Annotated in this window: 16 protein-coding genes; 8 read left to right on the forward strand and 8 right to left on the reverse strand. The window is 35.2% G+C overall.

Annotated elements, in window-relative coordinates:
* The first annotated feature begins 18 nt into the window (after positions 1–18).
* From R2Q59_RS08835 to R2Q59_RS08865, 7 genes are all read left to right on the forward strand, one after another.
* The gene (locus R2Q59_RS08835; RefSeq protein ID WP_316785228.1) at positions 19–465 is read left to right on the forward strand and encodes a thioredoxin family protein; all 447 of its coding nucleotides are present in this window, start codon (positions 19–21) and stop codon (positions 463–465) included.
* The gene (locus R2Q59_RS08840; RefSeq protein WP_316785229.1) at positions 446–1,396 is read left to right on the forward strand and encodes an FAD:protein FMN transferase; all 951 of its coding nucleotides are present in this window, start codon (positions 446–448) and stop codon (positions 1,394–1,396) included. Before R2Q59_RS08835 ends, R2Q59_RS08840 begins: the two co-directional genes overlap by 20 nt.
* Positions 1,393–1,629 (forward strand): DUF4266 domain-containing protein, encoded by a 237-nt coding sequence (locus R2Q59_RS08845; protein ID WP_316785230.1) that lies wholly within the window; start codon positions 1,393–1,395, stop codon positions 1,627–1,629. The genes R2Q59_RS08840 and R2Q59_RS08845 overlap by 4 nt, the downstream gene beginning before the upstream one ends.
* An 11-nt stretch (positions 1,630–1,640) precedes the next feature.
* Complete coding sequence (locus tag R2Q59_RS08850; protein WP_316785231.1) at positions 1,641–2,837, forward strand: DUF3570 domain-containing protein; 1,197 nt, start codon at positions 1,641–1,643, stop codon at positions 2,835–2,837.
* 33 nt (positions 2,838–2,870) lie between these two features.
* A complete protein-coding gene (locus tag R2Q59_RS08855) occupies positions 2,871–3,548 on the forward strand; it encodes a response regulator transcription factor (protein ID WP_316785232.1) in 678 nt (225 codons plus the stop codon).
* Positions 3,545–4,795, forward strand: a complete 1,251-nt coding sequence (locus R2Q59_RS08860) for a HAMP domain-containing sensor histidine kinase (RefSeq protein WP_316785233.1) — start codon at positions 3,545–3,547, stop codon at positions 4,793–4,795. Before R2Q59_RS08855 ends, R2Q59_RS08860 begins: the two co-directional genes overlap by 4 nt.
* Before the next feature lie 142 nt (positions 4,796–4,937).
* Positions 4,938–6,857: an LTA synthase family protein gene (locus R2Q59_RS08865; protein WP_316785234.1), complete on the forward strand. Its 1,920-nt coding sequence runs from the start codon at positions 4,938–4,940 to the stop codon at positions 6,855–6,857.
* A 3-nt stretch (positions 6,858–6,860) separates the two neighbouring features.
* On the opposite strand, the gene R2Q59_RS08870 is transcribed toward R2Q59_RS08865, so the two are convergent.
* From R2Q59_RS08870 to R2Q59_RS08885, 4 genes are all read right to left on the reverse strand, one after another.
* The gene (locus R2Q59_RS08870; RefSeq protein ID WP_316785235.1) at positions 6,861–8,705 is read right to left on the reverse strand and encodes a hypothetical protein; all 1,845 of its coding nucleotides are present in this window, start codon (positions 8,703–8,705) and stop codon (positions 6,861–6,863) included.
* A gap of 7 nt (positions 8,706–8,712) precedes the next feature.
* Entirely contained in the window at positions 8,713–10,926 is a 2,214-nt protein-coding gene (locus tag R2Q59_RS08875) for a glycosyl hydrolase family 95 catalytic domain-containing protein (protein ID WP_316785236.1), read from the reverse strand.
* A gap of 70 nt (positions 10,927–10,996) precedes the next feature.
* Positions 10,997–13,351: a family 20 glycosylhydrolase gene (locus tag R2Q59_RS08880; RefSeq protein WP_316785237.1), complete on the reverse strand. Its 2,355-nt coding sequence runs from the start codon at positions 13,349–13,351 to the stop codon at positions 10,997–10,999.
* Positions 13,352–13,571: 220 nt separating this feature from the next.
* Positions 13,572–14,987, reverse strand: a complete 1,416-nt coding sequence (locus R2Q59_RS08885) for a TlpA disulfide reductase family protein (protein ID WP_316785238.1) — start codon at positions 14,985–14,987, stop codon at positions 13,572–13,574.
* 199 nt (positions 14,988–15,186) lie between these two features.
* On the opposite strand from R2Q59_RS08885, the gene R2Q59_RS08890 reads away from it, so the two are divergent.
* Positions 15,187–15,780, forward strand: a complete 594-nt coding sequence (locus tag R2Q59_RS08890; protein WP_316767958.1) for a dihydrofolate reductase family protein — start codon at positions 15,187–15,189, stop codon at positions 15,778–15,780.
* A 100-nt stretch (positions 15,781–15,880) separates the two neighbouring features.
* Here the strand turns inward: R2Q59_RS08890 and R2Q59_RS08895 are convergent, their stop codons facing one another.
* The 4 genes from R2Q59_RS08895 to R2Q59_RS08910 form a co-directional block, all read right to left on the reverse strand.
* The gene (locus R2Q59_RS08895) at positions 15,881–17,152 is read right to left on the reverse strand and encodes a glycoside hydrolase family 88 protein (RefSeq protein ID WP_316785239.1); all 1,272 of its coding nucleotides are present in this window, start codon (positions 17,150–17,152) and stop codon (positions 15,881–15,883) included.
* A 26-nt stretch (positions 17,153–17,178) separates the two neighbouring features.
* A complete protein-coding gene (locus R2Q59_RS08900) occupies positions 17,179–18,756 on the reverse strand; it encodes a DUF4955 domain-containing protein (RefSeq protein ID WP_316785240.1) in 1,578 nt (525 codons plus the stop codon).
* A 143-nt stretch (positions 18,757–18,899) separates the two neighbouring features.
* Complete coding sequence (locus tag R2Q59_RS08905) at positions 18,900–19,811, reverse strand: DUF5017 domain-containing protein (RefSeq protein WP_316785241.1); 912 nt, start codon at positions 19,809–19,811, stop codon at positions 18,900–18,902.
* A 70-nt stretch (positions 19,812–19,881) separates the two neighbouring features.
* Positions 19,882–21,759 (reverse strand): RagB/SusD family nutrient uptake outer membrane protein, encoded by a 1,878-nt coding sequence (locus tag R2Q59_RS08910; RefSeq protein ID WP_316785242.1) that lies wholly within the window; start codon positions 21,757–21,759, stop codon positions 19,882–19,884.
* Between the last annotated feature and the right edge of the window lie 3 nt (positions 21,760–21,762).

The raw sequence follows: 21,762 nt of genomic DNA on the forward strand, positions 1-21,762 counted from the left end.
ACCCTAAATAAAATACAAATGAAAAACTTATTAATTATAACAGCAATAGCACTTAGTCTATTGACCACTAAATGGGAACCCAACTTTGAAACTGCAAAAAAAACCGCAAAAGAAAAGAATGAGCTTATTCTATTGAACTTTTCAGGCTCAGATTGGTGTGGACCCTGTATAAGAATGCATAAAGAAATCTTTGATGATGCAGCGTTTTCAAAAATGGCAGAGCAAAATTTAGTGATGGTGAATGCAGATTTTCCACGAAATAAAAAAAATCAACTTCCTGCAAATATTAAAAAGCAAAATGAAGCATTGGCTGATCAATATAACCCTACTGGGAAATTCCCCTATACAGTATTATTAAACGCCGAGGGAAAAGTGATTAAAGCATGGGAAGGATTACCTGATGAAACTCCTAATCAATTTACCGCCGCTATAAAACAAATTTGCGATGCTACAAAACAACGTTGATATGGAGTTGAAATCTTTCAAAAGAACAGAAAGGTTAATGGGTAATGCTTTTGAAATTACTGTTGTGGCCGATGATGCAACTTGGGCAACCTGCAAACTAGATTTGGCAGTTGAAGAAATCAAAAGAATAGAAAGGCTTTTAACAACGTTTGATGAAGATAGTCAGACTAATCAAATTAACCAACAAGCAGGAATTGCTGAAGTAGAAGTTGATAAAGAAGTATTTGACTTAATTGAACGCTCTATCAGAATCTCTAAAGTAACGGATGGGGCATTTGACATCACATACGGTTCGATAGATAAAAAATTATGGAATTTCGACCAGTCAATGACCTCCTTACCAAGTAAAGAGGTTGCTCAATCGATGGTTAGTTTAATCAATTATAATAACATCATCCTCGATAGGGCAAACAGCACGGTAATGCTAAAAGAAAAAGGTATGCGCTTGGGTTTTGGTGGAATTGGGAAAGGCTATGCCGCGGAAATGGCAAAGGCATTACTCAAAAAAGAAGGGGTTCAAAATGGCATTGTGAATGCATCTGGCGATTTATCTACTTGGGGTTATCAGCCAAATGGCCAACCTTGGACCATTGGCATCGTTAATCCAGACCAAAAAAACCTACCATTTTCTTATTTAGATGTTACTGATATGGCTGTAGCTACATCAGGTAATTACGAAAAATATATCAAAATAAATGGTGTTAAATATTCACATACCATTAACCCAAAAACTGGTTTGCCAGTAACGGGAATTAAAAGTGTAACCATTATTAGCCCCAACGCAGAAATAGCTGATGCCATGGCAACACCAGTAACCATAATGGGCATAAATGCAGGTCTAAATATGATTAATCAAATCAATTACCTAGCCTGCATTATTATAGATGATAACAATAAAATTTATACCAGTAATAACATAAATATCAAATGAAATTAAAGAATCTTAAAAGCGTGCTTATTAAAGCAACTTATTTAGTACTTATTTTATTTTCAGCATCCTCTTGCACGGTTGTGAAAGAATACCAAAAAAACAAATTGAATGACGCAGAAATGGTACTCGCCAATCGGAAGGTAGAGAAGACAGAACTAAGTTTTCAAGGTTATAGAGAAGGAGCATCTGGAGCAAACTCAGGCAAAAGTGGTGGTGGTTGTGGTTGTAATTAATTAGCTAACAAATGAAAAAAATATTTTTAACTGCTGCTACAGCATTTCTTTTACTTCACGCTGCATTTGCCCAAAATGTTCCTAAAAAAGATACTACTGGTTATGAAAGTAGAAAACTTAAACTGGAAGAAATTAACTTGGTTTCGAGCTATTACACTCAAGATGGAAACAATGCAGCCGTAACTGGTGGAATTGGTTCTCAGAAATTGACAGATATTGCCAATGTTTTTGATGTAAAACTGACTAAATATGATTCAAAGCAACGTAAGCATACTTTCGGTTTAGAGGTTGGAATAGACCACTATACTTCAGCATCATCTGATAAAATTGATTTACAAGCCAACTCATCAGCTTCTCACGCAGATACTCGCCTTTATCCATCATTAAGTTGGAGTGTAGAGAATGAGAAAAAGGGAACTACGCTGGCTTTAGGCTTATCATCATCTAGTGAATTTGATTACCAATCTTTTGGTGGAAACATTGCCTTCTCTACTAAAACGAAAGATAGAAGTGGCGAGTTTACAGCTAAATTTCAAACCTATTTAGATCAGGTTACCTTAATCCAACCAGTCGAATTAAGAATAGGAAACAATGGTCATGATCAATACGGTTCGGCAACAAGAAATACTTTTGCAGGCTCACTCTCCTACTCTCAAATTATTAATGAACGTTTACAATTAATGTTTTTGGCCGATATTGTACAACAAAATGGTTATTTGAGCTTACCTTTTCATCGGGTTTATTTTCATGATGGAACTGTTCATCAAGAGAACTTACCAGATAGCCGTTTTAAAATTCCTTTAGGTTTTAGGGCAAATTATTTTATTGGTGATAATCTAATTGTTAAAACATATTATCGTTATTATACTGATAACTGGGGCTTAAAATCTAATACAGCAGAGGTTGAACTTCCAATTAAGTTTAATGCATTTTTCTCTCTTAGTCCGTTTTATAGATATTACACCCAAACTGCGGCTAAATACTTTGCTCCTTACCAAACACATACCATTGCCGACCAATACTATAATAGTAATTATGACTTATCTAAATTCAACAGTAATTTTTATGGGGCAGGCATCCGTTTTGCACCACCAAAAGGAATATTAGGATTACAGCATTTAAGTATGTTAGAATTACGGTATGGACATTATACCAAAAACATAAATATGAGTTCTGATATTATATCATTAAACATTAAATACAAATAGCTAAATTGACATCCCTACTAAGCCCAAACAGAAATGAAAATTCTAATTATTGAGGATGAAGAGCTTCTAAGGATTAATATTATAGCTTATTTAAAGGCTGAAGGTAATGTTTGTGATTTTGCTCCAACATTTGAGAGTGCTTCACAAAAAATTGCCTTATATGATTATGACTGTATATTATTAGACCTCACTTTGCCAGATGGAGATGGGTTAGCATTGCTTAAAGAAATAAAAAAACTAAAAAAGACCGATGGTATAATTATTATAACCGCAAGAAATTCAATTGATCAGCGGATTGAAGGTTTGAGTTTGGGAGCTGATGATTATTTGATTAAACCATTTCACCTTTCTGAACTTGGTGCCAGAATAATGGCAATTGTTAGACGTAGAACTTTTAATGGAAATGATTTATTGATGTTTAATGAATTAACAATAGATATACAAGCAAAAGAAGTTAAAGTTAAAGGTGAACCAATAAGCTTAACAAGAAAGGAATTTGATTTATTGGTGTATTTTGTGGCAAATAAATCAAAAGTAATCTCAAAATCTGCCGCAGTTACTCATATTTGGGGCGACAATGCAGATATGGCAGACAGTTTTGACTTTATTTATACCCACATAAAAAATTTAAGGAAAAAGTTATTGGATGCTGGCAGCAAAGATTATTTTCACTCTATATATGGTGTTGGTTATAAATTCACCGACTCATGAAATTATTTAGCACCTACAACAGGGTTTTATTATTCACCAGCATTTTTGGTTTGCTAATTATTGGTTATTCATTTTATCATACATTAAGTCATTATCTAAATAAGCAAATTGATAGTTACCTTGTTGAGGAATTATTAGAAGTTAAGGATTACACACAAAAACGAAAGATATTTCCAGCTCATGAAGTATTTGAAGATTTAGTAATCGATTATAAAAAAATCACAAAAATAGAGCGAAAAAGAAATTACGCAGACACAGTTTTCTTTAATCCAAAAAAAGGAATAAAAGAATCTGGAAGATATTTAAAAGAGGACGTAAACTTAGCTGGCCAGAACTATAGCATTACTATTATAGCTTCTGAAATTGCTCATATAGACCAAGTAAAAAGCATTTTCTTGGTAATTATATTACCTGTTTTGGGCTTATTGATCATCATTTTATTGGTTAACAGGTATATGATGAAAAGATTATGGCTTCCTTTTAGACAACTGCTTTTGAACCTCAAATCGTTTAACTTAAATCAAGAGGGAAATTTTGAGCAAGTAAACACTTCAATTTTAGAATTTAAGGAGCTTAATGATGCCATAGTAGATATATCTCAAAGAGTTAAATCTGATTATAAGGAAATAAAATTATTTACTGAAAACGCATCCCATGAAATGATGACACCAATTGCAATCATCAATTCGAAATTGGATATGATGTTGCAATCAAACGAAATAAATGAGGAGCAAAGTCAAAATCTTATTGATTTATATAAAGCAACCTCAAAATTAACAAAGCTTAACCAATCTTTACTATTATTAGTAAAAATTGACAATAATTTATTGAGAGACAAGGAGTACCTCAATATCAAAGAATTGGTTCAAGGAAAAATGCAATATTTCCAAGAATTTATTCAAAAGAAAAACATTAAAATCGAACAACAATTAGAGGATAATTACCTATCAATGAGCAAATATCTAGCTGATATACTGTTAGATAATTTGATTGGAAATGCCATAAGACATAGCCAGCAAAATGGACTTATTAAAATTGAACTTAATGAAATTAAACTTTGCATTAAAAATAGTAGCGAAGCCGAGCCTTTAAATCCTAATAATATATTTGAAAGGTTTTACAAGTCTCCATCATCAGATGGAATGGGCTTAGGCTTAGCAATAGTTAAACAAATCGCTGGGCTTCATCAATTTGACATTACCTATGCCTATCAAGATAAGTTACATATTTTCTGCTTAACTTTTTAGCACTACAGAATTTCTTCAATGTCCTTCATTTAAGCAATGATAATAAATAAATCTGAAGCGATTTTCAAGTACAAATTAACACAATATAAATTCAGGGTTTCTTCAGAATTAGAAACTATCTTTGCGTTTCTAACCAATATAAATGCGCTCTCCAATCAACTATCCAATCTTTAAAAACAGGTTCGGCACTATTTTATTAGCTGTTTGCTTATTGTGTCTAACATCATTACTCACTAGAATTACCTTATTAGCTTTTTCAAACGCATCGTTTGACTGGACAATCCTCAATATACTTCGTGTATTTATAGTCGGCCTAATTTTTGATTTGGCAGCCGCCTCTTATGCCATTATCCCGTTGGTGCTTTATGTATGGCTTTTTCCATCTAGATGGTTTGGTAAGCGATTCAATAAAATAGTATTGTTGGTTTATTTTTTCATCATCATTTCTACACTGATCGCTAATGCCATTTCTGAGTTTATCTTTTGGGAAGAGTTTTCGGTGAGGTTTAATTTTATTGCAGTTGATTATCTGGTTTATACCACAGAAGTAATTGGAAATATCCGTCAATCCTATCCAATCAATACCATACTAGCTGTATTATTTATATTTTCTGCTTTACTTACTTATAGCCTTAAGAATTTAATTTGGCAATCAACCACTAATCAAACCAAGTTTAAACAAAGAAGCAAAATAGCTTTATTAATTCTTTTGGCTCCAGTAGCTACCTACTTTTTGGTAAATCATAAATGGAAAACACAAAGTGATAACCAATATGTAAATGAATTATCTGGGAATGGAATGTATGATTTCGGCTTTGCTTTTTGGCATAACGAATTAGATTATGATATTTTTTACAAAACCTTACCTATTCAGGAGGCTGTTAACCTATTTAGAAAAACTTTTATTAAAGATACCTTACAAATAACAGGTAACTATAGTACAAGAAATATAATAAGTACTGAGAAACCCAATCAAATGAACGTGGTGTTAATTAGTGTAGAAAGTTTAAGTGCATCATTTTTGGGAAGTTTTGGAAATACACAAAACATTACACCCTGCATGGATTCTTTAGCGAAACAAGGAATGTTATTTACTAATCTATATGCTTCTGGAACCAGAACAGTTAGAGGTTTAGAAGCGCTTTCGCTATGCATTCCTCCTACACCAGGTCAATCTATAGTTAAGCGACCAGACAATAAGAATTTATTTACGCTTGGAGCTGTATTTAAAGACAAGGGATACCACAGTAGATTTATATATGGTGGTTATAGTTATTTTGATAACATGCATGAATTCTTTTCTCAAAACGGTTATGATGTGACGGATAGAGATGCATTAAAGGATTCAGAAATACACTATTCTAATATTTGGGGCGTTGCCGATGAGGATTTATTTACGCTATCATTAAGAGAGCTTGATAAAGACTACAAAGCAAAAAAACCTTTCTTTGCGCAGATCATGACAGTGTCGAATCACAGACCTTATACTTACCCAGAAGGAAGGATAGATATTCCTTCTCATACAGGTAGGGAGGGTGCTGTAAAATACACAGATTATGCCATTGGTAAATTTATTAGGGAAGCTAAGTTAAAGCCTTGGTTTGCCAATACACTTTTTATTATTGTGGCTGATCATTGTGCATCAAGTGCTGGCAAAGTAGAACTACCGGTAGATAAATATCATATCCCAATGATATTTTATGCACCAAATCACATTAAACCTTCAAAATTTGAGAAGTTAACCGCACAGATAGATATTGGGCCTACTTTATTAGGCTACTTAAACTTTAGTTATCAAAGCAAATTCTTCGGACAAGATGTCTTTAGAATGAAAGACAGTGAGGAAAGAGCATTCATTAGTACTTACCAAAGTTTAGGCTATATCAAGAACAACCAGCTTGTTATTTTAGATCCGAATAAAAAGGTAAAAACTTTTACACCAGACTTTATAAATGGCAATTCAAAACCAATTGCAGCTAACCCTTCTTTAATAGACGAAGCAATAGCAAATTATCAATTGGCATCTTATCTCTATAAAAATAAGTTATACGGTTTTAAATAAAACTTAAGGTTTCAGCTCAACTAATTTCCCATCAATTTTATTATAATCCATTGCCAAACCAATAACTCTTTCTAGCAATACTCGTTTTTTATTACGATGAAATACTGGGTAGGTGGTATTGGTAAAAATCTTATTGCCGCTAAAGCGAAGTCCGTCTACCGACTTCGCATAAAGTATAGGTTGATCGAAAGTTTCGAAAGTATTATTTTCTATTTTGATACCAGAGTGAAAGTATTTCTTTTGTCCTTTTAGGTCAGGAATCTCAGGATAGATAGAAATTACAGCGCTTGTAAACTGGTACATACTGGTTAAAGCATTTACAAATTTATTGTTAGAAATAGTAACATCTGTACAGGTTCCTGTTTCATACCAACCATTGGCATCTCCGCATAAAAGAATAGCAGAGCCTGATGTATGATCGAAAAGATTCTTGCTTACTACAACTGCTTTTGGCGTACTGAATAAGGCTCCCCTTGCTCTATTGTTACGAATGATATTACCTGTAAAAGTAACCGATGGTGTCCATGATAGGTTCTCTATTCCGATAGCTGTTTTAGCAGGATCTATCTCTGCATCTAGTGGTTTACTAAAGGTAATTTTAAACTCTTTCATAGGCGTTTTCGCATCGCCCTGCACAGGTGAAATGGAGGTAATGGTATTCTTAGTATCCCAAAGCTCCATTGTGCTAGATCGTATAAACTGGACTGTATCTTTTACATTGCCCCAATCGAAACCGTAAGACTGTCCATGCATGTATCTTCCAATTACGGTATAGTCATCTATTTTTTGAATCAGTTTAAGGTAGGTCCCGTGTACATTAATTGCATCATCCATCATCCCTTCATATAAACCATTTTTGGAAATAATCTTTCCCCAGCATCCCGAAAAATGAGTCGCATCAGCTTGAGTGGTAAAATATCGAGGGTCATTTTTCCCTCTTAAACAAACACCAAAACCATCCATGTAAATGTTCTCAGTTAATTGAGCCAAAAGCCCCATTCCTTCTGCGTAATGAACTTTCACATTCTCAAAGCTAATATCCTTACCCTTATGCACAAAAATACCAGGTGATGGTCTTGGACCACTTCTCATGGCAATTACTGTTCCAGGCACCAGTTTTTTATTCTTCCAACGTACACTGATCATCCGTGGAGAAAGTTCAGTAACCCCTCTGGTGCCTACCGCGATATCTCCAGTATTAAAAACAATGCGTTTGGTATCTTTCTCAAAAGCGATACCCGAGCCTGGGCGCATTTCCCAACCTTCTCCGCGATTGTAAAAAACACTATCCTTTATTTTATAATCTACCCATGGTGCTACTTGGTAAACGATATTTCCTTTTAATGTATCGTTTTCGATAATTTGGATTTGGGAGATTTGTGGTTTTTCAAAATCAATAGAAAGGTTCTTGATCTTTACGTTTGTACTACCAATTAATGCAATTGGCAACATCCTTCCATGAAACATCAAGTCTGCACCTTTTCCATCTAGCGTTATGTTTTTCCAACCTTCTAATGCGATACCTACTATTTTAGGGTTATCCTGATCATGGTTAGAAATGTAATATTCTTTCCTTTGTGCACCTTCTGGATAAAAATCATATCGCCCTTTTTGGAATTGAATAACGATAGATACCTGATCATTGTTTTCACTTTTAATCTTTTGAACTACGGTATTCAATAATACAGAAGTATTCTTCCCCGTACCTGGTAAAATGCCATAATCGGCAAGTTTGTAGATTTTGGTTTTAGTTTGAGCTTTTACTGAATTCATTAAGCCGATGACTAACAACATCAACAAGATGATTTTACTGTAGGAGTTAAGGGTATATTCTTTATGATTTGACATTATAAAATTAATTGAGTTTTGCTGAAAGTATCTCTTTGAGCTCTCCGTTAACACGAAGCTTTACCTTCTCTGGTTTTTTAGAATAAATTTGATAACTGACTACCTTCCCATCTAACCATTTACAATTAACAGTAAAGCCGCCTCTAGCTTTAAGTCCATTAAACTCACCTGCTTTAGCCCACGCTTCTGGTATCGAAGGCAATAGGTGAATTTCACCAGCATGGCTTTGCAATAACATTTCGGCCATTGCCGCACTAATCCCAAAATTTCCATCTAACTGGAAAGGAGGATGATTGGCAAATAAATTCGGCAAGGTGTTATAGGTTAAGAGACCTCTAATCATCATACCAGCCTTTTCACCATCGCCCAATCTCGCCCATAAGGCAGCTCGCCATGGCCAAGTCCAAGAACGCCTGCTATCGCCAACGGTAGACTCAACTGTAAATGGTGTATTTATGTTTTTGCCATAGTTACCACTTCTGCTTCTCAAAGAAATAATAGCGGCGTTCGCAAAATCAGGCGTGTTCGTCTTACTTATCTGACGGCCTGGATATACGGCAAAAAGTTGAGAAGTATGGCGGTGTTGGTCATCTGGATCGTCACGATCTTCTTGCCATTCTTGTAATTGTCCCCATTTTCCAATTTTATTAGGAGCGAGCTTTTTTTGCATTTCTGCTACTTTCTTTTGATAAACAGCATCTACACCAAGTTCTTTAGCGGCTAAAAGGTAATTTTGGAATAAGTCCCAAACTATTTGTTGGTCATGCATTACTCCATCTTCTCTTGGTCCATGTTCTGGAGACCAGCCATTCGGAACCATTAAAGTTCTATCTTTAGTTAGCTTTAAACGATCTTCCCAGAACTGACAAAGTTCTTTTAAAATGGGATAAGCGGTATTTTGCAAGTACGATTTATCTCTAGTAAAATCCCAATGTTCAAATAAATGCTGAGCATACCAAGCACTAGCAGGAATATTCCATTCCCAACCATTACCTCCAAAAATACTCTGACTTGTTCTTGCTGTCCAGCCTCGTGTATTTTCGCCAAAGGCTTTGCGTGTAGCTATGCGATTAGGTTCCTGAGCGGCTACAATAAAATCGATCAATGGTACATGACATTGAGATAAATTTGTTGATTCTGCTGCCCAGTAATTCATTTGAATGTTAATGTTATTATGATAATCACTTGCCCATGCAGGTTTATTACTGTTGTTCCACAAACCTTGTAAATTGGCAGGAAGTCCGCCTGGCCTTGATGAACTTACCAAAAGATAACGACCATATTGAAAAAGTAACTCCTCAAGATCTGGATCTTTAACACCACTGGCATATTTTTTTAACCTTAAATCAATTGGAAGAGCTAATTGTTCTTGGACTGTCTCGCCAATATTGATGATAGCAGCATCCGTTAATTTACTGATATCCTTAATATGTCTACTTAATAATTTAGTATAACTCAATTGATTTGCAGCCGTTAATTCCTTATCTATCCTTGGCATTGGATCCTCGCCTCGCCAACCTGAAATGTAGCTAGGTTTATAATTGGTACGTGCATCGAGGTAAAAGATAATTGAATTACAATTTTTAAAGCTAATTATATTGCCTTCTATATTAACAGCGCCACCACTTTGAACTAATTTTAGCTTTGCAGCATATGTCAATTGATTAGGCATTTCTCCAATAAAACTCAATCCGTCTACACTTGAAGTACTAATTGCTCCTTGCGCTGATAACATGGAAACTTTGCCTGATAGCGCTCCTTTTTTACTAGCAGTATACCTGAAAACCATAACTTGATCAGGATAACTAGCAAAAGCTTCACGAGTATAAGTAACTCCGTTTAGCTCGAAAGTGGTAGTGTGTATACCAGTACTAACATTCAATTCCCTACGATAATCTTTTACTGCATCTACTTGATCAAAATTGATGATAAACTCTCCAAAGTTGCGGTAAGAGCCAAAACCACGGTCGCCAGTTTGGTATTCGCCATCCCAATTGTTATCACCCGACCAAAGGCTTTGCTCGTTAAACTGGATGCGTTCTGTTTTAATACCTCCGTATAACATCGCCCCAATCCGTCCATTACCAATAGGCAATGCTTCTCGCTCCCATTTTTCAGCAGGTTGCTGATACCAAAGTTTATTTTTATTTCCTGTATCAGCTTTTGCTGCAATTACGCTAAGTAATAATAACACGAAAGTTAGGCTGCTAAAGTTTTTCATCTTTTAATTAAATTGACATTAGAGATTAAAGCTACACAAACGTTTGTTTTTGATTAGCATCTGGATGCAATTAATGGGTTGCACTTAAATCGGTTATTAATTGTTCGTTCAATCGTTTATTATAGACCTTTAGTTCTGAGACTAATCCATAAACTCCATTTTTGGCATCTCCTAACTCGCTTAATGGGAAGACGAGTGTCTGTATCCTATTCATTGTATCTTTTGTATTGACAAAGCTTAACTTTTTACCTTCCATTTTTTGGACTAGCTTTCCATCCACATATAACCAAGTACCTTTTTCATTTCCTGTAATTACAACTTTATAAGCTTTATCTTGTTCAAATACAAAGTCGAAAAGATCAGTATAGTTCTCTCTACTAAAACCTAATCTTAATCCATCACTTTTTAATAAAAATACCCTGGCATTTTCAGATTGAAACAAAGTTACATCAGCATTGCTTCCCATTGCAGGTTGTAAGGTAAAGGCAACTGAATAGGGATAGCCAATTTCCTTTAAAGGTAATTGAATTGATTTGGCACTTTTATCTAACAAATCTTTCTTTAAAACTAATGAATCAGCAGTTGCTGAAGGAACAATTGCTCGCATATTTAGTCCTGGACCCTCGCCAATGTTAATGCTGTTTTTAGCAAAGTTATTCCAATCAGACTGCGCTGTTTTTCCTGCCCACATTTTTTCTGCTAACACTTGCATCGCTGGAAAAACCCTTTGATGGACGTCTTTCATTGTAATTCCATTTCCTACATGGTCATTCCATACGGCAAACATCCCTCCTCTTATTTTAGGATGTCCCATTAGGAAGCTTACATTTCCAATCTGATTAGGTTCCCAATTTTGATAAAGTCGCTTTACATTCAAAAAATCATAATAATAACCAGCAGCAGGAACAATATAAAGTGAGCCATCTGGTGTACTGATTTGATCATAACCCAAGCGAACCATTTCTTTAGGTTCAGCATAACCATTGTACCAAGCATTCATGGTTACTCCATCAGCACTAACTGGTGTATTTCCTTGAGCATGTGTTAATGCACCCCATAGCCTTACCTTTTTGCCAAAACTCTGCACAAAACGGATATAATGATCGGTAAATGCCCTAAAACTTTCTGCTTCTTTCTTCGAATACTCATCTGTACCAATATGTACTTCTGGATCTACAAACACTGGATCTTTGCCGACTATATATTCTTTAAAAACATTGTCTATGATCTCATAGGTTTTAGGATTATTGATATCCAAGTGATCCATTCCATACGCCTTACTTCCAATTTCAGGAAAGGCTTTGGTAAAAGCTAAGGAGTGTGCAGGCACATCAATTTCAGGTATAATTCGAATCCCATACAATTGTCCTGTTAATTGTAATTCTTTAAATTCCGCTTTGGTATAATGTCCATCTTTTGCTGTTAATTGAGGATATGTAGTACTTTCCAATCTAAAAGCGGAATAGGTTTTATTCCAATCACCTTCAAAAAATTGCTTAAAACCATTATCGTTTAAATGAATATGAAAATCGCCCATTTTATAATAGGCCATCATTTTCACGTAGTGTTTTAGAAAATCTAGGGTAAAAAATTTACGACCAACATCAAGCACCAATCCCCTTACCTCATATTTAGGATAATCACGTGCCTTACCCTTAACAATTTGATGATGAGTTGGATCTTGCTCTAACAATTGCAAAACAGTTCTAGTAGCCCAAAAAGTACCTTTATAATAAGGAGCCTTAATATGTATGGCTTGATCAATAGCCATGGCATAACCTTCATTTCCCAAGTTTTTCTGCGTTGCATCAATGGCAAGAACTATATCTCCAGCTTTTGCCTTACCATTAGCAATACTTAATGAAGGATAACCTGTTAATTGTTTAAGTTCTTTAAGAAAGATCTTTGCTGCAGGCATTAAAAGTTTTTCAGCATCGGCACTAATGATGATCCTGCTATTTGGCAATAATTTAAAATGACCATTGCCACCATTCCACTCTTGTAAAGATGGAATTACAAAAGGCTGCTTGTTTACACCTGATTGCTTACGAAACTGGCCTTCTACCTTTATGCCTTGTTGAAATTCATAAGCTTTGTTATTTTGGATATTTCTTAACTTAAGCACCAACTGAACTTCACAATCAACCAAGGGCTGATAAATTTTTCCCTTTAAATCTATAACAGTTTTTCTACTTGAGCCATAAAGAAAAAGTTCATAGCCTTCAATAGGTTTTGGAAGCACTAATTGTTGTATACCTTGTGTTACTTTATCTGAAAAAGATAGTCTGGCAATTACCGATTTAAAAGCTGTTGAGTCGGCGGCATCTAGTTTTAATTCCTCTATTGACTTTGTTTGTTGAGCTTTGCTAAACTGAAAATTCAATAAGATCATACTGGCTATAAGCCATTTAATTTTCAAAGACATTTGATGTTTTTTTTAGGATCGTGATTTGGTTTGATCTAAACTATCAATATTTAACATAAAGGAAGATATTAACACAACACAAACGTTTGAGATGGAAGTATTTTCGTCATCCGATGGGTATAAAGCATACTGCAAATCTCATTGGTTGACTATATGAAAGCTACCATTAGTCATCCGATGAAACCGGAATAACTGTCTATATTCATCGGATGACAGTTAACTATTCACTAATGTAATCTTCGATGTATTTTTCCCAATTAACACCAAATGGTATAATAACAAATTTCCCTTGCGGACTAATCAAAAATTTCGATGGCCAAGAAGAAACTTGGTAATTGGTTTCAATCACATTATCAGACATCACCACTGGGAAATTATATTTAAATTCTTTCATGTATGCTTTTACGGCTGGCTCATTATCTCTACTTGCAATTGTTATCACATTAAGCTTTGGTAACTTTCCATTTTGAGTTTTTAGATATACCTTTTGCAAATCAGGATGCTCTGCTCTACAAGGTCCACACCAAGTTCCCCAAAAATCTACCAATGTCCATTGATTTTTCTGATTACCAAGTTTGTAGGGAGTTCCATCTAATTGAAGTAGCGCAAATGAAGGAGCAGTTTTAAAGTTAGCATTGAATTGACTTAGCCATAAGTCATTAAATTTAGCTTGATCTTTATAAAGTGCCTTTGCTTTTGCCTTGAAGGATGGGTCATTCATAGACAATGCCATAACGGTCTTAAATTTCTCTTCATCATTAGCTAATGTTGCTAAATAATCATCAGCAAAGGAATCTTTTTCTTCCCCCAATAAGAAGATCATATCATAGAAATAAGCACTTTTAACCGTTTTATCCATTAAATCAGGACTGAATTGATTGGCTAACTTTAAGAAGGTCATTTTCTCCGTCTTATCTTGGGTTTTTTGAGCAGCAATAAAGTTCGTATAAGCGAACATATACCTATACCAAGCCCTGATTTCTTTAGTTGACCTTTTAAGGTCATTTGGATCTAATTCCTTTTGATTTTGTTGAAGGTTACTATAAATTAACTTAAAAATCTTATCGCCTGTTGACTTTAGTGCTGCATTACCAACCATTAATTTAGCAAGGAGTAAACCATATCTTGCTTTTCTTTCCGCGTAAAAATCGGTTTGACTTGTTAAATAGGTCAAGTACTCGTTACCAATTGCCAATAATTTGGCAGGGTCTTTCTGATTGTCTTGCGCTTCTACCCATTTAGCTACCACAAATCTGTTATTTTTTAAAAATGGGGTAGCATCATTTCCAATTTTTTTCAATATGACACGAGCATTCATTTTTTCTTCATTCATTAAAGCAAACACCGAATCTATGGTCATGTTCATCTTTTTGATATGGGCTAAAAATGATGTATCGGTTCTCATCTTTTCTTGGACAGCGCTTAGGAAAGACTGAGCGAAGCTATTGTGAAACAAGTCTACTGCCATTGATGGATTGCTTGCAGCCAATTTCTGCATATAATATACTGCAGAGTCTGGTTGTTTAGCTTTAGTTCTTTGAAAACTGTTAAAGTAATTTATCTCATCACGAACGTTTTGGGCTAAAATAGAAAAGGATGATAATAGTAGTAAAATAAAAACCGATAGTTTTTTCATAAGGATGTTAGGTTTAAGCCTTGAAATTAACAAAACATTTAGAATTACCATCCTTAAATGTTTTAATCGATATATTTTGTCTTAATCGACCATTAAAATTGGCGCAATCGCACTGAAATAACATTTCCTTATTAGCGACCTTGTCTTAACAAAAACAATGTAGAAGATAAGTAGTTATAATATTAAAGGATATAAGACCATGAGAAAAATAATCGTGTTATCAATGATTACATTAGATGGAGTAATGCAAGCCCCAGGTGGCCCTGAAGAAGATACCTCAGGTGACTTTAAATACGGTGGTTGGGTTGCACCATTTGGCGATGAAGATTCTAATCAAATCATGCAAAGATTAATGAAGCCAGCAGACATTTTATTAGGCAGAAAAACATTTCAAATTTGGGAACCTTATTGGCCTAAGAATACTTCTTTTTGGCCTAGTATCAATGAGGTAACAAAATATGTAATGTCTACAACCATCACTCAATCTGATTGGGAAAATACCGTTTTCTTAAACAGTTTATCAGACATTAAGCAACTCAAAAACTCAAATGGTCCTGATATACAAGTTTGGGGTAGTGCCGAACTGATCCAGCTCTTACTTCAGAATGATTTAGTTGATGAACTTTGGTTAATGATTCATCCTATAACATTGGGTAAAGGCAAAAAATTATTTACCGACGGACCAATTCCCGCAGCATTTACTTTGGTAGAGAGCACCGTTACGCCTAGTGGAGTAATTTTTGTGAATTACAAACGAGCTGGAGAAGTAAAAACAGGTAATGCTGGAGCTTAGAAAGATTCTATTAAAACATTGCAAAACAAGGTCAATATTTTAACAAACCTTGTTTCACAACTCAACAATTAACAAATTTAAATTAAAAGGTATTGATGTTCTACCTTAATTTAGCATACCTCAGCAATGCTTCCATAAAGTAATAATCAGCATAAACTAGAGGTACATCAATTTCAGTTTTATGAGGTAAACTACCGACACTATGCTTTAATATAAATCCAGCATTTGTTCCTGTTTTTGCCAAATATTCGTCGCTAGATAATGATTTGAGCATTTGTTCGGCAGGTTTAAAATACTTGTCATGACCATCCTTAGAGAATGTACTTAACTCAAGCAACGCTGAAGCTACTAAGGCCGCAGCCGAAGCATCTCTTGGGATGTAGGCTATTTTATTGGCGTTATAATCAAAGTCTGGAACATAGCCCTTTTGCTCTACATTAAAATCCCAGTAAGGAATTTTATCTTTAGGTAAGTTGGGATGATTGATATAAAAGTCTGCTGCTTTTTGAGCCGCTGCTAAAAAGCGTTTGTCTTTGGTTTCGCGATACATCATGGTAAAACCATAAATTGCCCAACCTTGTCCTCTACTCCAAGTCGAATTATCAGCATAGCCTTGATTGGTTTGCTGGTGCAGTACCTTACCATTAGCATCATAGTTAACCACATGATAGGTACTAAAATCTGATCTAAAATGGTTCTTCATTGTATTTAAGGCGTGGCTCATCGCTACATCTTTATACTTAGGATTGCCTGTAATTTTAGAAACATAACAAAGCATTTCTAGATTCATCATATTGTCTATAATAACAGGATACTGCCAAGTAGTTTTTTGGTCCCAAGATTTCTTTGCATTCCATGATTTGATTAATCCAACTTTGGGATCGAAACGAGTTAAAGCTGATTCGGCAGACTGGATAAGTATTTTACGGTATTTCTCTAATTTATTAGGATCCTTTTCGAACCTCATTGCATTTCCATAAGAACAATACATGACAAAACCTATGTCATGATGTTCCGTTAAAAACTGGGCTTGTTCTAAGGCTTCTGTCCACTTGGTTGCTGCAGCTTTCCATTGTGGATTTTTAGTATAATCATAAAGGTACCATAGACTTCCCGCAAAAAAACCCTGCGTCCAATCCTTTATATCTGTACTTCTTAATGAACCATCTTTATTAGTTGTGCGTGGAAAACGAGTGATATCGTTTGAAGCTTTCAGCAAATCATTATATTGTTTTTGAGCAACTGTAAAATCTTTCTTAAGTAACTCCGATTTAGGCGTTTGCCATAAAAATGAAGAAGCAGTTACAGCAATCACAAAGGCTGACAATAACAATAGATTTCGTTTTTTTAATTTAAAATTAGTTGATTTCATTTTATGTTTTTGAATGTTAAAGGTTACTACTTGTTGTTTAACTGCTTAAACCAAGTAGGCACTTTTTTTAATCGTTGTTGTAATTGTGCTTCGTAAAGTGAGCTTGGAGAAACTCTTTTATCCAATCCTTCTACAAAGCTTAAGTTCTCCGTTTTAAATGTTGTACCCGTACTTATAAATCCTGCAATAATAGGCTGAACCATTTTAAACCAAACATCTTCTTTATCATCAGGCCAAAAATTAAAATCTTTAATCGCCTTGTTGGTTTGTTTATAATTCCAAAAAACTAAACCTTGCAAATGATTAGGTAAATTTTCTATGGCGCCTCCTTGGTGCCCAGCCATAAAACCTCCAGTAACATTATCTAAAAGTGTATTTCTGGGCTGACTGGCATGGGATTCAAAAGATGTGTTAGCTGGATAAGTACAATTATAAATTACCGTATTTACCGCTCCATTTGAACTACCAAACGAATGCCATTGAGAAGCTTCATCCACTAAATTAGCTAGTAAAACATTGGTAGAATGATTGGAAGTAATTGCTTCATGCCCAGCATTGCCATTTACCGTACAATTTAAGATACTTATATTGGCACTTTGTTGTACAATTGCTGCAACATTACAGTTAGTGAACCTACAATTGCGCATCCATGAATTGGTAATTCTTGAAAAAATGAAAAGATTGTAACCACTATCATCTTTCCAAGAAGCGTGGTGCACAAACTTGGTTTGCCAGTTACCAACAAAAGAAATATCTTCAATACCAACCTCTTCTGCATTTGCAAATTTGGAAACAGTCCAACCATATTTTGGATCTATATTGATGGCAATTGGCGCATGTAAACCAATGGTTAAGCCATCCATTTTAACTATTTGATAGTATACACAAACATCTACCCCTTTATTAACAAGGTATTTCCAATTTGGGTTAAGCTCATGCCTACCCAATGTCTCCTTAATTAATGCTGGTGAGTTATTTAACATTTTTAATGCAATCCAATCTCCCACTTTTAACTGACCAATTTTATCTAGTGTTAGTTCTACATCACCAACTTTAGCCGCTTTTTGTACCTGACCAATTTCCATATCCTTACCACCAGCGGTAAAGGTTATCATAGGTCTTCCAGTCCACATTTGCTTTGGATTTATTGGAGATAGCATTTCTTTCATGAACAATTCAGTTCCTCCTTGTCCTGCACCACTGCCTCGAAAAATGATGTTACTTGCTTTTGATATAATCCCTTTAACTTGAGCAGTATCCTGATTAATCAAAAACCTTCCCTTTGGGAAAAAGACAATACCAGAACCATTTTTGTTAGCAGCGTTAATTGCTGCTTGAATGGCATCCTTATCTGAAATCTCATCATTTGGTATGGCTCCAAATTCAAGCACATTAAACACCTTGTAATCTTTGATATCAGGAATGGCTTTTTCGCCACTTTGATAACCAGCATAAGAGAAATCTGGCAATATAGACCGCTCTTTATCTTTTTGATAGGCTTGGAATAATTGTGATGATACAGTTGACTGCCCCATAGCGTTGTTCACTACAAATAGTGTAAATAACAGAGCACCACTGAATATTTTTTGATGAATTGAAGTCATAAAATTTTTAATAGGAATTAGATTAGTTATAACGGCAAAGCATAAATCAAGCCCAGCGTTATTACAAAACACGTTACAGGGTAAGCATAAGCTTGATTACTGTTAATAAATTATATTTCAAGAAAAGCCAAAATCTATTCTATCTAAGGGATAATCTCGACATCAAATTCCTTCATTACCTGTTTATTATCATTTAAAGTATTGTTGCTAGCAATAAAGACGACTTTGTATTTTCCAACAGCAGGGTATTGAAAAGTATAGTTTTTTAATGGTGCTGAGGTTAGGTTTTTAATCGGAATACTTACATCAGGTGCAACCTTGGTTAAATCAAGTGGTTTACTTATGGCCCAAGTCTCATTGGTAAGTGCAGTAGCACCACCACCAACAACCTGAATTTGGGTAGCAGTTGCAATCCAACTACCATTTGCTGGTGTTCTCACGTTTCCATATACTGTCCATGAAATATCGGTAAGACTTGCAATCCCAACAGTAGACCCATCAGGCAATAGGTTATTGACAGCAAAATTCTTAAATGTCCAAGTTTTTTGTGTTGAACCAGTTACCCCATTGTATTTTAAAGCAAGATATAATGGCTTGCCTGCTACATATAAATCTGACAACATTATTTTTCCTGATGCGGTATTATCAGTTCCGGTAGAAAGAATTGCCCTGTTGGTGATATCTGTCCAACTTGCATTGACAACACTTGAGGAATCAAGCACAGTTAAGCTATTAGAGGCCAACAGTTTTAAAGTATTGGTTTGTACACCAAATTGTGCGTACGATGTAAACTGTAGGCTAGCTTCTCCTACCGCAGTTGTACGATTTTTATTACCATAATTAAAGCCCGCAGTACCAGGATAGGTTATAATTGTATTTGCATCTCCTGTAGCTGTATACTTACAGGTATCGCCAAGTTTAAATACGAATGCATTGCCATTTTTTGATCTTGCATTGCTGAGTTGGATATTCCAATTTGGTTCTTCAACTATTAAAGATTTTTCGCAGCTTGCAAACAGGCAAACGAAAAAGATAAGTATGATATAATTTTTCATCTATTTATAGTTTTATTTTTAAAGTGATGATGCCCTGCCCACAATAGGCAGATATCCTATTAGGAAAAGTTTACCAACCTGCATTTTGCACCAATGATTTATTTAAATTGAGTTCATAATCAGGAATAGGAAGCCAAACATTTCTGGGTGCTACATTTCTAGCACCTACTAACCCATTTGCACTTGCACTTGCGCCATTAGCTTCACAATAAATCTTAAACGTAATCATGTCCTGATAGAAATTGCCCCAACGGGTAACGTCGTTTTTGCGTAGTGACTCTGCATTAAATTCACGTAATCTTTCATCTCGTAAAGCGAGTTGAAAATTATCCTTACTTAAACCTAGTGTTAAATTAGCTTCGGTACCTGTAGTAATAGTTGCTGTAGCAATTGCACCCGTTCCATTTCCTCCTGTTATGGTTACATTAGGTGCAGTTGTATAATAACTTCCAGTTGCAATAATACCCGGACTGGTTACATTAATACCTGTTACTCTACCTGCAGAGATGGTTGCAGTGGCAGTTGCACCAGCACCACCTCCACCTGTAATGGTTACTGTAGGTACTGTGGTATAACCAGTTCCTCCATTAGAAACGGTAATGGTTTTAACTACGTTCCCATTCAAAATGCCATAACCTCGTTTACGAACCATATTGATGGCATCGTATGCAGTTAAACTTCCCCCAGTTGGGATATCAGTTGGCCCTACTAATTGGTTTGCAGCCTCAGCATACATTAACAGAATATCTGAATAGCGAATTACAGGCCAGTTTATGCCATAAATCCCCACGTTACGTGCTTCAGCAGGCGCATACTCCCTTCTAAATTTACCTGATGGCATTAACCAAGGATTTGTGACTGCATTTTTCACCCTAACACTTGAAGAAACAGCGTATACATAGTTTGAACAATTCCAATCCCTTCTTAAATCAAAAGAAGTTTTAGGTGTAGATGTACTGCTTGCGTTAACCTCATAAGCGTCGAACAGGTTACGGGTAACATATAACCAACTTACAGCACTATAAGAAGACGGATCTGTGGCAACTATAGTTGAAGTAATTCCGATGAAATTTCCAATATCATTAGCTCCCTTTGTTACTGTTCCGGCTGTAGCAGTTGCAAAACCCCATTCTAAAATGTTTTCCTTCACATCGTATTTATCTTGCATTAAATTGATAAAAACTTGTTTATAGTCTGGGTTTAATGCGTGCTGCCCAGAATTGATCACCTTTGCACAATAATCAACACAGTTTTGATATTTCGTAGCATCATTAACTGGATAACCGGCCATGTATAAATATACTCTTGCCAACATGGCTTGCACTGCTGTAACGGTTACTACATCGTTATAACCTAAACTTGCAGACGTATAGCCTTGCAATAAAGTTTCGGCCTGTTTTAAATCTAATTCAATTTGCGTATAAACTTGCTTTGGGGTAGATGCTGGGATATCAATATCATTAATAGTGGAAGGTTTTAAACTAACCACTACATTTTGATAATGCGTGGTTAAAATCCAATAGTAATAAGCTCTCAGGAATAAAGTTTGTCCTTTAATTCTATTCCTCGTGATTTCATTCATAGTTGGCTTATTGATATTCTCCAACAGGATATTGGCATTATTAATTCCCTGATAGCAGCCTAACCAAATAGCATGTACGTTAACATTTGAAGGCGTAAGGGTATACCTAAACCCTCTTGAATCTCCATCAGCTGCTCTATTGGATAATAATTCATCAGCCGTTTCGTAGTAGCCAGTTAATATCTGTCCGTACAAGCGACTGCTCATCATAGGTCCGTAAACACCATTTAGTGCTTGTTGCAATTGTTCAGGTGTATTAAAATAATTTGCTGGGGTATAAAAATCTGTTGGTTCTGTGTCTAATGCCTTTTTACAAGAGCAAATGCTTATCGCAATGCAGATCAGAAGTATATATTTTAGTTTCATGAC

It is taken from the genome of Pedobacter frigiditerrae (assembly GCF_032678705.1).
In the GTDB taxonomy this organism is placed as follows: Bacteria; Bacteroidota; Bacteroidia; order Sphingobacteriales; family Sphingobacteriaceae; genus Pedobacter; species Pedobacter frigiditerrae_A.

What these genes read in the sequence shown, in the direction of transcription:
- R2Q59_RS08875 (WP_316785236.1), bottom strand. Translation starts at nt 10,926, where the DNA reads ATGAAAAACTTTAGCAGCCTAACTTTCGTGTTATTATTACTTAGCGTA.
- R2Q59_RS08870 (WP_316785235.1), bottom strand. Translation starts at nt 8,705, where the DNA reads ATGTCAAATCATAAAGAATATACCCTTAACTCCTACAGTAAAATCATC.
- R2Q59_RS08865 (WP_316785234.1), top strand. Translation starts at nt 4,938, where the DNA reads ATGCGCTCTCCAATCAACTATCCAATCTTTAAAAACAGGTTCGGCACT.
- R2Q59_RS08860 (WP_316785233.1), top strand. Translation starts at nt 3,545, where the DNA reads ATGAAATTATTTAGCACCTACAACAGGGTTTTATTATTCACCAGCATT.
- R2Q59_RS08885 (WP_316785238.1), bottom strand. Translation starts at nt 14,987, where the DNA reads ATGAAAAAACTATCGGTTTTTATTTTACTACTATTATCATCCTTTTCT.
- R2Q59_RS08845 (WP_316785230.1), top strand. Translation starts at nt 1,393, where the DNA reads ATGAAATTAAAGAATCTTAAAAGCGTGCTTATTAAAGCAACTTATTTA.
- R2Q59_RS08850 (WP_316785231.1), top strand. Translation starts at nt 1,641, where the DNA reads ATGAAAAAAATATTTTTAACTGCTGCTACAGCATTTCTTTTACTTCAC.
- R2Q59_RS08890 (WP_316767958.1), top strand. Translation starts at nt 15,187, where the DNA reads ATGAGAAAAATAATCGTGTTATCAATGATTACATTAGATGGAGTAATG.
- R2Q59_RS08855 (WP_316785232.1), top strand. Translation starts at nt 2,871, where the DNA reads ATGAAAATTCTAATTATTGAGGATGAAGAGCTTCTAAGGATTAATATT.
- R2Q59_RS08905 (WP_316785241.1), bottom strand. Translation starts at nt 19,811, where the DNA reads ATGAAAAATTATATCATACTTATCTTTTTCGTTTGCCTGTTTGCAAGC.
- R2Q59_RS08840 (WP_316785229.1), top strand. Translation starts at nt 446, where the DNA reads ATGCTACAAAACAACGTTGATATGGAGTTGAAATCTTTCAAAAGAACA.
- R2Q59_RS08910 (WP_316785242.1), bottom strand. Translation starts at nt 21,759, where the DNA reads ATGAAACTAAAATATATACTTCTGATCTGCATTGCGATAAGCATTTGC.
- R2Q59_RS08880 (WP_316785237.1), bottom strand. Translation starts at nt 13,351, where the DNA reads ATGTCTTTGAAAATTAAATGGCTTATAGCCAGTATGATCTTATTGAAT.
- R2Q59_RS08900 (WP_316785240.1), bottom strand. Translation starts at nt 18,756, where the DNA reads ATGACTTCAATTCATCAAAAAATATTCAGTGGTGCTCTGTTATTTACA.
- R2Q59_RS08835 (WP_316785228.1), top strand. Translation starts at nt 19, where the DNA reads ATGAAAAACTTATTAATTATAACAGCAATAGCACTTAGTCTATTGACC.
- R2Q59_RS08895 (WP_316785239.1), bottom strand. Translation starts at nt 17,152, where the DNA reads ATGAAATCAACTAATTTTAAATTAAAAAAACGAAATCTATTGTTATTG.